Origin of the sequence: Shewanella sp. HN-41, assembly GCF_000217915.1 — a bacterium.
Classification (GTDB): domain Bacteria; phylum Pseudomonadota; class Gammaproteobacteria; order Enterobacterales; family Shewanellaceae; genus Shewanella.
This window is the reverse complement of record NZ_AFOZ01000014.1, coordinates 110,004-122,015: the sequence shown is the minus strand read 5'-3', so window position 1 is coordinate 122,015 and position 12,012 is coordinate 110,004. Positions and strand designations below refer to the sequence as shown.

At 47.8% G+C, this 12,012-nt stretch carries 9 protein-coding genes and 1 pseudogene; 3 read left to right on the top strand and 7 right to left on the bottom strand.

The features are described 5' to 3' along the window. Positions 1-178 precede the first annotated feature (178 nt). The 3 genes from SOHN41_RS03205 to SOHN41_RS19590 are packed head-to-tail and all read right to left on the bottom strand — an operon-like array spanning position 179 to position 2,306. Positions 179-931 (bottom strand): hypothetical protein, encoded by a 753-nt coding sequence (locus tag SOHN41_RS03205; protein ID WP_007645518.1) that lies wholly within the window; start codon positions 929-931, stop codon positions 179-181. Beyond that, on the bottom strand, positions 931-1,965 hold the full coding sequence (locus SOHN41_RS03200; RefSeq protein ID WP_272941523.1) for a diguanylate cyclase domain-containing protein: 1,035 nt from the start codon (positions 1,963-1,965) through the stop codon (positions 931-933). The genes SOHN41_RS03205 and SOHN41_RS03200 overlap by 1 nt, the downstream gene beginning before the upstream one ends. A 29-nt stretch (positions 1,966-1,994) precedes the next feature. Continuing rightward, positions 1,995-2,306, bottom strand: coding sequence for a hypothetical protein (locus tag SOHN41_RS19590; RefSeq protein ID WP_007645516.1), 312 nt, complete (start codon positions 2,304-2,306; stop codon positions 1,995-1,997). Positions 2,307-3,240: 934 nt separating this feature from the next. On the opposite strand from SOHN41_RS19590, the gene SOHN41_RS03195 reads away from it, so the two are divergent. Then, positions 3,241-3,975, top strand: coding sequence for a DUF599 domain-containing protein (locus tag SOHN41_RS03195; protein WP_007645515.1), 735 nt, complete (start codon positions 3,241-3,243; stop codon positions 3,973-3,975). Positions 3,976-4,069: 94 nt separating this feature from the next. Next, on the top strand, positions 4,070-4,246 hold the full coding sequence (locus tag SOHN41_RS03190; RefSeq protein WP_007645514.1) for a helix-turn-helix domain-containing protein: 177 nt from the start codon (positions 4,070-4,072) through the stop codon (positions 4,244-4,246). Positions 4,247-4,344: 98 nt separating this feature from the next. Here the strand turns inward: SOHN41_RS03190 and cyaB are convergent, their stop codons facing one another. The 4 genes from cyaB to SOHN41_RS03170 form a co-directional block, all read right to left on the bottom strand. Further along, positions 4,345-4,929, bottom strand: a complete 585-nt coding sequence (gene cyaB, locus SOHN41_RS03185) for a class IV adenylate cyclase (protein ID WP_007645513.1) — start codon at positions 4,927-4,929, stop codon at positions 4,345-4,347. A 32-nt stretch (positions 4,930-4,961) separates the two neighbouring features. Continuing rightward, positions 4,962-6,713, bottom strand: coding sequence for a heme ABC transporter ATP-binding protein/permease CydC (gene cydC / locus SOHN41_RS03180; RefSeq protein ID WP_007645511.1), 1,752 nt, complete (start codon positions 6,711-6,713; stop codon positions 4,962-4,964). Then, a complete protein-coding gene (cydD, locus tag SOHN41_RS03175) occupies positions 6,710-8,674 on the bottom strand; it encodes a heme ABC transporter permease/ATP-binding protein CydD (RefSeq protein ID WP_007645509.1) in 1,965 nt (654 codons plus the stop codon). Before cydD ends, cydC begins: the two co-directional genes overlap by 4 nt. Positions 8,675-8,923: 249 nt before the next feature. Further along, the gene (locus SOHN41_RS03170) at positions 8,924-9,970 is read right to left on the bottom strand and encodes a DUF3626 domain-containing protein (RefSeq protein WP_007645508.1); all 1,047 of its coding nucleotides are present in this window, start codon (positions 9,968-9,970) and stop codon (positions 8,924-8,926) included. Between the two features lie 458 nt (positions 9,971-10,428). On the opposite strand from SOHN41_RS03170, the pseudogene SOHN41_RS03165 reads away from it, so the two are divergent. Further along, a pseudogene (locus SOHN41_RS03165) lies at positions 10,429-11,823 on the top strand (DEAD/DEAH box helicase); the annotation flags it as partial. Positions 11,824-12,012 lie beyond the last annotated feature (189 nt).

Genomic DNA, 12,012 nt, shown 5'->3' with positions numbered 1-12,012 from the left:
TCATGTTGCATCCGCTGAATTAACTCAACATCGCAGCTTTTGGGTAACAGAGGATTGTCGATATACAAGAGTTTTCGCTTTGAAAATTGTGTACGTTTAAACGCCATTTTATGAGGAGGAAACTCATAAAAAAGCGCATCAAATGAGCCATCTTGCTGCGCTTGTCGCAGGCCATACTCTAAGCGCTCGGCAAGTGCTGTATTAGCTTTAGACACAAAAAATATACAGCAGTTGGATATACCAGACCTAAATGTTCGTCGGCCTCAATATTTAGTTCAGGGCGTCTATCAAGCTCGCTATATATCTCAGTCACCGCCCGTGGAAAATAGTTACCTTGGTATTTATCGAGCACGTTATACAGATCGCCTTCGGCCACATCACTACGCACATCTAACCGATTCACCCGCATTATGGCGGTATCGGGCCAGTCTCGACCGAGTAACGCCTTCCACTTGGCTAACTGTTTAACGTTTGATACGGCACTAAACATATCGTGATCGGCGCGATTAATCGCCATTAATCGAATACCGTACATGCCTTTGGTGAGAGGCACCCGCACAGGGAGCATATCGGCTTCACGCGCGTAGGAGGTCATAGTCCAAAATACGCTAATACTGCCTTTATCGAGTTCGCGCAATTGGCGTTTTTGAGAAATATCCACATTGACAGGATTTAACTGATAAGCGCCAAAGCGTTCGATAGACTTTTCGAGCGCCAATTTAAGCAAAGAACTGAAGTAAACGTTATTAGGGTTACGTTTAAGATCACTGGCATCAACATAGGTCACTATCATTGGTGCAGGATCTTGATGAGCGACAGTCGCTTGTGCATCACTGTTATTCTTTTTAGCGCCATCATCCTCGCTAGCAACAGCGATTAGGGATGGCATCAAAACAGACACAAAGATTAAAGTTGCAATAGATAGCTTCATTAATGTCTCGCTTTAGCTGTACGAGCTTGCTTATCCAAATACATAGCTTGATCGGCGCGGTGAAGTAACTCTGAAATGGTGCTGGCGTCGTTAGGATAAGTTGCTACCCCAAGACTTAAGCTGATTTCAAGTTGCACCTCATTGTAATGAAAAGGCTCACGGCAAACCTGTGATTCAAGTTTCTCACGAATATGGTTAATTTCCATTTCGCTACTCAAGCGCGGTAATATCAATAGAAACTCATCGCCGCCGAGCCTAGCAACAGTGTCTGAGGCGCGAAGCGTTTGCTTTAATCGTAAAGCCACTTCAATCAAAAAGGCATCGCCCACGCTATGACCATATGTGTCGTTAATCTGCTTAAATCGATTTAAGTCAATGTTAATAACAGTAAAGTTTCCGCCATTGCTTCTGGCTTGCGATAACTGTTCCAGCACTAGCATGGCATAACGGCGGTTAGGGAGTTTTGTTAATACATCCAGCAAGGAGACACGATGCGCGATGCGATACGCTTTGAAAATAAACATAAAACTTAACATAAACAATAACGCAATCCCGTAACCAGTGATCCTTACAACATTGTCACTAAGAAAGCTTTTCAATGACCTTGGTTGCCTGTTTTCGGTCAGTTTCATTGCCATAAACCAGCTACCATTAACCAAATTAATGGTTTCACTCACTAAGGGATTATCAAACACACTGGCATCGCCCAAAAACACCGCACCATTTGGCCCAGAGGCATTTAAACCTCGGATAGCGAGCTGCACATTGTTAGGGATATCATTAACCCCTGAATCCGCAAATAAGGCAACAATGTCTATCACTACACTGCAGTGTCCCCAATAGTCAGTATTTTCAGGCGGATCGAAAAACAGCGGCATTCGACCGATAATAGCTTGCCCGCCTTGCTCTAAGATTAAGGGCCCAGAAATAGTAACACTTTGTGATTGCCGCGCCCGCTCAATCTCTTGCCACTGTTCGGCGTGCTCTCGAAAGTCGAGCCCCATCGCTCGCTCGTTACCTTTGAGGGGATAAATAAACGATATAACATCGTTAGGTGAAACACCTAAATTTTTGATATGTTTTGTTTTTTAACTAATTGTTTAGCCACTTCCTCCCATTGAGGAAACGTAGTGTTGGGAGCAAAGGTAATCAAGGTTGCCAAGCTATCGATAAGAAAAATTTCCGCATTAACATTTGCCTCAATATTGGCACGGATCAAGGATAAACGTTGGGATAAATCTTGGTACTCGGCAGCATCTTTATCGCGATGATAACTTTGTTGCAGGTACTCTACTGTGACAAAACTTAATCCGCTATACACCAAAATGAAAACTGCTATAACGATCTTCATCTTGGCAGTTTCCATCGCCTTCATAATGTTCCACACACTTTTTAAACTTAACTAAGCATAACCTGAAACTGAGCAAAATGAGATATTTACCACAGATTTATCTTCAAGGGTTGGTGTTGCTTTCCCTCAAAGTTATGCTTGTTTTACTAGGCAACGATATTTGTCTTTGTTCTTACTTACAATTTTATAAAACAGACAAAAAGATGGGAAAAAGATGGGACAGGCATAACTCTTTTAGGGCTAACCGCCGACACTGAAATCACAGAAGTTCACCATCCCCCCCGGAGTTGCCGCAGGGCATTTGCGGTCGTTGCGTGAGCAAGCCATAGTCGTTCTCGTGCATCTGATCCATAGGGAAATGGAAAATGTCAGTATGATGTATGGAACATCATTGACCATGCACTTCACGACATTCAGGCATCCTGCCTATCAGATGCCGAGTCGAATCAGATCACCAGATGACGCTAATGTTAGATAGGTGAGCCAAGGCGATTTTCGGAGACGACCGTCCGCCCCATGGACGGGGCGGCCGAGCATCCACGGACGGACTTGAACAACATCCTTGTTTAACGGCCAGTTCGCCGTCCATGGCTCTAGTTCATAAGCTCAGAACCCCTAGGTTTCTATTCACCGTGTCGGTGAGCAAATGCCATGGCGAACCGCTGTCGGAGGATGTCTGGACGCGCAAAGCTATACTACTTCGCTTTACTCCCTCAGCACTCTGACCCAAGGTACTACCCCAACGCACTTTTCTAACTAACTTACCTCACGAGAATTTTTCCCCAAATAAGTCTGAGCTAAAGAGGGATTTCAACATCAATGTGAGCGGCTTCAAATTGTGAATAGGATGGATTTCAAAGTGATACTAGGGGATTGCGCCTAAGAGATAAAAACCTTCATAATCACTATTCAATCAATCGATTTTTTACTTTCTCAAAGTCACTTTCTCAAGGCAACTATGACATTCTCCCTATTAGATATTTCTGCATTGGTGTGGTTTATCGTTTCTTGGGCTGGCTATACCGCCTTTGCCCGTCGTAAGGCGAAGAATACCGACTGTATTGCCCGGGGGCTGCATAAGCATAGAATTTACTGGATGCTTGAGGTGATGACCCGCGGTGTGCGCGTGGGTGATGCGGCGCTACTGGCAAACCTTGAGCGCAATATTGCCTTTTTCGCCTCGACCACACTGTTTGTGCTCGCGGGGGTGCTGACCTTATTTGCCCAGGTCGAGCGCCTCGAGGCGGTTATAGCCACTATTCCCTATGCGACGCCACCCAATCATTCACTAGTGCAAGTGAAGTTAGCCCTATTGGTGGTGATCTTTGTGATGGCCTTCTTCCAGTTTACTTGGTCGATGCGCCAATACGGCTTTGTCAATGTGATGATAGGCGCAGGGCCATTGGACGCGGATAGCTCAAATGAGAATCTCAAAGCCTATGCAAGACAAATGGCCACGGTACAAGACCAAGCGGCTCACACCTATAACTATGGTCTGCGGGCTTATTATTTCTCGATGGCAGTCCTGTGTTGGTTTGTCCATCCCATCCTCTTTATTGCGGCTAGCCTCTTTGTGGTGATAACCCTATACCGCCGTGAATTTAAATCCCGCGCCGTTTTGGCGATCACAGCGGCCAAAGCACACTTAGGTATCGAATATCAAACCCGTGAAGCTAAACGCAAACAAGCCTAATCCCCCCGTTAAGACTGCAGTCTCTTGGGATTGCAGTCTCATTCTTGTTCTATACTCATCTAGTTAAATTCCAGCCAACACTTGGGAGCTTGCTATGAGTGATCATTTACTCAGCTTAGATGAAGTTTGTAAGTTGCTCGATAAATCCCCCGCCACCATTAAACGTTACGCGCGGGAAAATTTACTTAGCAGTATTAAAGAGGGGGAAGAATTACGTTTCCCCGAGGATGAAGTAAAACGTTATTTAGCCTTTTCACAACGCTTAGGCTAGTTCAAGCTAATAGCCTAGCTATCTCGCAATACTACCAATCAGTTAAATTTATCTGGATACCTGACCAAAAGGACTTGGTGCCACTTTAGCTTAGCAGTTTAAGCCTTTAGGGTTTCCTGCAGTTGGCGATAGGATAAAAACTCCCGCTGTGATTCATTTAAACCCAGCTCAGCGGCAAGCGCCAGTAACTGCAACTCATAAACGGGCAACATAGCCTCATCGTCTGTCATAATCGCCAACTCGGCAAAGTCCCCTAACCCCTCGAGACTGTCTAAGGTTAAATGGAACTTCCCCAGAAAATACACGCTACGTCGCTTGTTGATCTCGAACACGCATTGATAGCCTAATGTCCCAAGCATGCTCTTGGCCTTAGCCACATCGCTAATATTTACCGCTTCGCAGCGATCCTTTTCGGGGCCTTTAACAATCCACAGCATAATGCCGGAAGGCTGCATCTCACGGATACATAAGCTCTTATTCTCAGATTTTAAAGACGCTGATGGCGAGTCAAAGTAACAATCATGCTCAAGGTTATCCTCGAGCATCACCTCGGGGGATTTGGCATGTAACCGTGCCCAAAACGTGTCGCGATCGGTCAATCGATATTTAAGCTCCACCTCAAACTTGCCGTTAAAATGGGCATTGATTTGCGGCGCAAGCTCTGTGGGCATTAAGTTATTCATCAAATATTTTTCACTCTTATTAACAGTCTAGATCAGCCCAAGCGACGATAGAGTGCCTGATAGGCTGGACACGCTTGAAGTAACTGCTGATGATCTCCCGACGCCATAATCTTGCCGCCATCCAGCAGGTGAATTTGGTCCATTTTAGCCATAGCGGTTAAACGATGGCTAATCATAAGCATTGTTTTATCCTTAGCAAATTCAAACAGTAAACTTAAAATCTCCCGTTCGGTACGCTTATCTAGCCCTTCGGTTGGCTCATCCAGTAGTAACAACGGCGCATCGCGCAGCAAAGCCCTTGCCACCCCGATACGGCGCTGCTCACCCCCGGATAATTGTCGGCCACCTTCGCCAATCCACATATCCAGTGGTTTGTCTTCTGTGAGTAAGGTCCCCAAGCCCACTCGCTTAAGCACATCAATAAAGCGCTCATCGTGGGCAGTGCGCTTTTGACCTTGAACCACTGGCAGTGCGAGGGCCAGATTCTCCCTAAGGGTGCCCGCAAACAAATAAATCCGCTGGCTCACCACGGTCATAGACTCCCGCAACGCGCGCTCGCTGTATTCAGTGATTAACAGTCCATCGAGGCGAATGTGCCCCTGCTGCGCCAGCCATTCGCGGGTAATAAGGGCCAGTAGACTCGATTTACCACACCCAGTAGGGCCAAGCAGGGCAACCTTCTGCCCCGCCTTTATCTCGAGTGATAATCCCCGCAGCACGGTTTGATTTTCACTATAGGCAAAATGAATGTCTTCGAGGCGCAGGGCACCCGTTGTCGCCCTAAGGGAATGATCCGCCGAAAATAAGATGTCGGATGCTTGCTCCGTGATCCCATTAATTCGCGTTGCCGCAAGCACACAACCCGATAAATGCTGAAATGCCCCCGCAATCGGCATCATCATCTCAACGCAGGCCATAGTCGCAAACACCATAAGTGCAAACATAGGCCCGGGCGGCTCGGCATCGCCCACCCTATTTGCCGCAAGATACAGCATAATGATCAGGGCCGACCCCGTGGCGAGGATCAGCATGGCTTGGCTAAGCGCGGTGATCTTGGCCATCGCACTTTGACTGCGATAGAGTGCGGCTTCGGCATCGCTCAGTTTTTGCCTGTATCGGTCATTCGCCCCGAAGAGGCTAAGTTCAGCTTGACCTTGAATGATATCCAGCAATTGCACCCGGTACCGACGCTTAGTCTCTAGCATGCTGCGGCTCGGCCCATGGCCAAGACGATAAAATAACAAGGGCATCACTAACCAAACGGTGACGAGGAATAAACACAGGCTCAAGGCAAGCTTGGCATCAAACCAAGCGAGAAACAGGTACAAAAACCCCGTCATCAACAGCGATGCCGCCATAGGCGTCATGAGTCGCAGGTACAAATGGTCGAGAGTATCAATATCGGCCACTAACCGATTGAGCATATCGCCGCGGCGTAAGCCCTGTAAATCCTTGGCACTTAATGGAAAAAGCTTTCGCCACGCCCATACCCGTAACTCGGTCAGCAGCTTAAAAGTCGCCTCGTGGGTCGCTAAACGCTCGCCATAACGGCTAGCTGTACGGGCGATGGATAAAAAGCGTACCCCGCCCGCGGGGGTGAAAAAGTTAAAGGACTGCGCCGTGACTATTGTCAAACCTGCGACAGCCGTAGCGGAAAGAAACCAGCCAGAAAGTGACAGCAAACCTATGCCAGCCATCAGGGTGATCAGAGTTAACACTAACCCTAGGGACATCATTAGCCATTGGCGGGAGAACAAACGGATAAAGGGGATTAGCACTTTCATTGCGCTTCTCCTTTGCTACCATCGCTATCTGAGCAACGCTCAACCAGAGTCACAGCTAAAGTGCTATCAGGTTGCAAACTGTCTTCCTCCACCTGCGATGGTACTAGCAGTTCAATATCCACCACCGATGCCACATTTTCCCTTAGCATGGTTTGGAATAATCCAGGGCTGTTGGATAGGGTCATAAAATCCCCCCGCTGCACTATCTCGCCCTTATCCAGCACTAGAATGGTATCCATTTGATCTAGCAAGTCTAATCTATGGGTTACCATCAGGCACATGCTGTCTTTCATGGCCACATTTAGGGCAGAACTCACCAGTTGTTCACTCTGGCTATCTAAGCTAGCGGTGGGCTCATCGAGGACAAATAAACGCGCCTCCTGCCCTAAAGCCCGTGCAAGGGCGATGCGCTGGGCTTGGCCTACGGATAATCCTGAGGATTGTTCGCCAACGGCGGACGCTAAGCCCTGTGGTTGCACCTTAAAAAAGTCTTTGATATTGGCCGCCTCTAGCCAGTGCCAAATTTGATCATCGGTCATTGAAGGATTGGCTAAGGCCACGTTTTCCCGCACTGTGCCATGGAATAATTGCGGCTCTTGCCCAAGCCAAGCCAACTGCTGACGCCAATGGGCTAAATCGAGTGAAGCCAATTCATGGCCGTTAATCTGTAGGCTGCCTCGGTAGGGTAAGAAACCTAAAAAGGCGTTGAGTAAGCTGCTCTTACCCGCACCGCTCGGGCCCACTAAGGCCAAATGCTGGCCCTGTTTGAGGGTAAAACTTAAGGGGCCTAATAGCCGAGCGCCATCGAGGCTGAACACCTCAAGATCCTGCGCACACAAGCTGTCTAACTCCCCGATCTGCACTTTCCCCACGGTTGCAGGCTCAGGATGCTCGAGTAGTATCAATAGTGCTTCAGCGGCGCCTATGGCCTGCGCCTTAGCATGATAATGGGCGCCCATATCCCGCAGCGGTTGATAAAACTCCGGGGCTAAGATCAAAATAAATAGTCCCGTAAATAAGCTAAAGGGAATACCCCCCATTTCAGGACTGGTACTCGAACTGATAGTGGCATGTGCACCATAGTAGCCAAAATCCAAGTGACCTAAGTAATTGAATCCAAAATAAACGGCTAACACGGCAATCGATACAGCTGCAAAAAATTCCAGCACCGCCGAACTTAAAAATGCCATACGCAGCACCGCCATAGTGCGACTGCGAAACTCCTCAGAAGCATCGGCGATCACCTTAAGCTCGGCATCACCACGGTGGAATAGCTTTAGGGTGCTCAGACCTTTTAATCTATCCATAAAATGGCCACTTAACCTAGCTAACGCATTGAAGTTTTTACGATTAGCATCGGCTGCTCCCATACCCACCAAGATCATAAATAAGGGAATGAGGGGCGCTGTCAGCAACAGGATCAATCCCGCCGCCCAGTTAATTGGGAATACCGCCGCAAGGATCAGGATCGGGATAAAAGTTGCTAGGGCGATTTGAGGTAAATATCGAGCGTAAAAGTCTTGTAAATCTTCAACTTGCTCTAGCACTATGCTGGCCCAACTACCCGCGGGTTTGCCCTTAATAAAGGCTGGACCAAGCCGAGTCAGTTTATCTAAAACTTGGCGGCGAATATGCTCACGCAGTCGTTTCCCGGCCTCAAAACTTGCCCTTTCACGGCCATAGGCAAGTAATGATCGCAGCAAGATTAAGCCAATCAAGGCGATAAAATGGGGAATGTAACTACTGGCATTGGTTGCAACGTACGGCGCTGCATCGGCAAGGGGGAGAAGTTTATTGCCGATAATCACACCATCGAGAATAGTGGCAATCATAAAAGCCTGTGCCACCATGGCGAGAGCACTTAGCATCCCTAGCCATATCGATAATTTCAGGAACCTGCCGCAGGCTTTTTTTTGCGCCTTAAGCCACACAAGAAGGGATTTTTCTAACGACTTATCCATGGTGCTCCAACAAAAAAATAGCTCAATTGATCGTCAAAATGCACGCTAGCAACACTCAATACAAGAAACTTGCAAGGGGCTCAAAGTTTCGATAGGGACGCAGTATCGCAGGCATCTCAGGCAGATGAAACCCCATCACGGGCTTTTGCTAACAGACTCACAAAAATGAGACAAAGATCAATAAATTCCTATGGTAATGGAACTTAAGGTGGACAATCTTGGGGCTGAATTTTAAGTAACCAATCTGTTTTATTGCTGGGCACCGTATTTCACTAACACATGCCAGAGCAATTTAAGTTCGTGGGCGACCTGGGCACGGTTACCACGGTCACGCCAATGCTGCGGGAAATGATATAGATCCCTTGTTGCCACCCCAAGTTGATAGGCATTTACCTGTTCATCTATCGCTATACGGCTCGCCAGCGATGGCATAGTCGGTCCTCGAAAATCGCTGGGGATCTGCGCAGTATGTAGTTTAAATCCCTGATGAAATTGCAGCTCAATGCCATATCTATTGCACATTTTAGCGAGGGTTTCACCCATATCCGTGCCCTTAAAACTGGCGTCGGCTACTAATATGGCAATATCTTCATCGAGGGCAACATCCCCATGGATCTGTGCCTCAATATAATGGTCAAGATTGCTCGATAGGGGACGGTCGAAGCGAGAATGCACGGAAGCATTAAGCTGATGTCCTAAATAATGGATAATATTCAGCGGTTTAAAATCTATTTTACCCAAAGCATAGTGGCGCTCAAAACTCTCGGTCAACAATGCTGCGAGAATATCGTCGAAGCATGCCAGCGTACCCTTTTCTTTGGGATTGCGATAAGAATCGAGATAGGTAAAGGTCGAACGCGCCATCACATGGGGATGGGTCAGTAGATAGCAGCTACCAAAACGCGGCGCGGGGCCATCCTGCCACATGCCGAGATCTAAGGCGCCATATTTAGGCCGGGATTTAGTCCCTTTGTAGACATTTCCAAACAGTTGATTTTCCCAGTGATCCCTTGGTCCACCTAATTCAGGTGATAACTGCCCATTGGAGATATGGGTTTCAAACTGGCTACGATATTGGCCATCGCGCAGCAAACCTTCGGCCACTGTGAGCCCACGGCTATCGATTCTATCGGGATGAAAATGCAGTGCAATACGGCCACAACTCAAGAGCTGCTTGAGGGCAAGTTGCATCTCATGCATGGGAATGTTTGACATCAGCTGCACGTTTTTAATGACGGCAACTGCCTGTTCACTTCGTCCACGAGCAAGGCGTTCAATATGCTGTATCGCTGTCATAATCCACCTGTAATGAGGTGCATAATCATCTCTTGGAGTTTTATCCTAAAAAAGAAATCGGTCCGTAAGCAAGTGCAAATCGCTTTCCATCCATTCGCATCTTAGCTAATGCCGGTTTTTCAACTTAAAAATAAAACCATGGCAACCCGATGATAATTTTACTCCAAGTGCAATGACTTAAAAGCAAACAAATAAACATAAGCGTGATCTTTCGCTAATTCATGAACAAGATACTGACAGGCAGATAAATTAGCTATCGCTAAATGCCGCTACACTTAAGAGTGACAGATTTACAGGATAGACCAAGGCTGCCCTAATACTGCCGATAAAACCATAAGCAAGGGAGGTAGACTTTATTCGATGGCACTTAAGGGCCCGATCCTGTAAGCTGCACGCCCGCCAGCGTACCTGGCCATTGACCACAAATGCAGCACAGTGTTGCCACAAGAGACCTATCTATGAGTTTTACCTCCCTGGGCCTATCCGCCCCGATACTTAAAGCCGTCGCCGAACAAGGCTACGACACACCTTCGCCCATCCAAGCACAAGCGATTCCTGCCGTGCTTCAAGGCCAAGATGTGATGGCGGCAGCCCAAACAGGAACAGGTAAAACGGCAGGTTTTACCTTGCCTCTGCTCGAATTACTCAGCAAAGGCCAAAGGGCTCAGGCGGGTCAAGTGCGCACCTTAGTGCTGACCCCTACCCGCGAGTTAGCCGCACAGGTTGCTGAAAGTGTTGAGACCTATGGTAAATATCTGCCACTTCGCTCGGCGGTCGTATTTGGGGGGGTACCCATCAATCCACAAATCGCTAAGCTGCGCCACGGTGTCGATGTGTTAGTCGCTACGCCGGGTCGATTGATGGATCTGTACAATCAAAAGGCGGTGAAGTTCAACCAGCTTGAAATCTTAGTGTTAGATGAAGCGGATCGCATGCTCGATATGGGCTTTATACGTGATATTCGCAAGATCCTCGCCATATTGCCTAAGCAGCGCCAGAACCTGATGTTCTCGGCCACATTCTCAGACGAAATTCGTCAACTTGCTAAGGGCTTAGTCAATAATCCGGTTGAAATATCAGTCACACCACGCAACGCGGCGGCCACGACGGTAAAACAATGGGTTTGCCCCGTCGATAAAAGCCAAAAATCGGCGCTATTAATTCAACTGATTAAACAACAGGATTGGCAACAGGTGCTAGTCTTCTCGCGCACTAAACACGGCGCCAACCGCTTAGCCAAAAATCTCGAAGAAGCTGGTATTAAAGCGGCGGCCATCCATGGGAATAAAAGCCAAACCGCTCGCACTAAGGCCCTAGCCGATTTTAAAACTGGCCAAGTTCGCGTATTAGTCGCGACCGATATTGCCGCCCGCGGTTTAGATATTGATCAACTACCTCAAGTGGTTAACTTCGACTTACCCAATGTGCCTGAGGATTATGTGCATCGTATCGGCCGCACAGGACGCGCGGGCGCTTCTGGGCAAGCCGTGTCATTAGTCAGCAGTGAAGAAATTAAACTGCTCAACGATATCGAGCGTTTAATTAACCGCGTACTCGACCGTGAAATGGTGGAAGGTTTCAGTCCGGTACATGCCTTGCCAGAGTCACGCTTGAATGCGAGTGGCAAAAATAACACAGTGAAAACCATCCCCAGCCGTCGCAATCACCGAAGTGCGGGTAAGCCAGCCCCAAGAACGGGTTCTGGCCGTGATACTCCAAAAACCGAAGGCAATAAAGACAATAGCCAACGCCAACAAAGAGCCTCTACGCCCAAAAACCACGAACATAAAGATGGTCAGCGCAGTGGCGAGGTCGCACGCGGCCATCAACCTAAGGATAAAAATCCAAGGCACGTCAAGCCATGGGGATGATTTAACGGGATCCCTTTAGCTCCGATAAACATGAGTTCCGATAAACATCAAGGGCCAGAATCCATAGATTTGGCCCTTGATGCACTTAATGCAATAGATCAATTCAGCAAGTTGCCGCGAATGGCTCAAATCGCTAATACTTGCATTCAGATTTAAGATCACAGAAGATCC

Bases quoted from the DNA above. Each gene is read 5' to 3' on its own strand.
- SOHN41_RS03205 (WP_007645518.1), bottom strand. From the start codon at position 931: ATGAAGCTATCTATTGCAACTTTAATCTTTGTGTCTGTTTTGATGCCA.
- SOHN41_RS19590 (WP_007645516.1), bottom strand. From the start codon at position 2,306: ATGAAGGCGATGGAAACTGCCAAGATGAAGATCGTTATAGCAGTTTTC.
- SOHN41_RS03195 (WP_007645515.1), top strand. From the start codon at position 3,241: ATGACATTCTCCCTATTAGATATTTCTGCATTGGTGTGGTTTATCGTT.
- SOHN41_RS03190 (WP_007645514.1), top strand. From the start codon at position 4,070: ATGAGTGATCATTTACTCAGCTTAGATGAAGTTTGTAAGTTGCTCGAT.
- cyaB (WP_007645513.1), bottom strand. From the start codon at position 4,929: ATGAATAACTTAATGCCCACAGAGCTTGCGCCGCAAATCAATGCCCAT.
- cydC (WP_007645511.1), bottom strand. From the start codon at position 6,713: ATGAAAGTGCTAATCCCCTTTATCCGTTTGTTCTCCCGCCAATGGCTA.
- cydD (WP_007645509.1), bottom strand. From the start codon at position 8,674: ATGGATAAGTCGTTAGAAAAATCCCTTCTTGTGTGGCTTAAGGCGCAA.
- SOHN41_RS03170 (WP_007645508.1), bottom strand. From the start codon at position 9,970: ATGACAGCGATACAGCATATTGAACGCCTTGCTCGTGGACGAAGTGAA.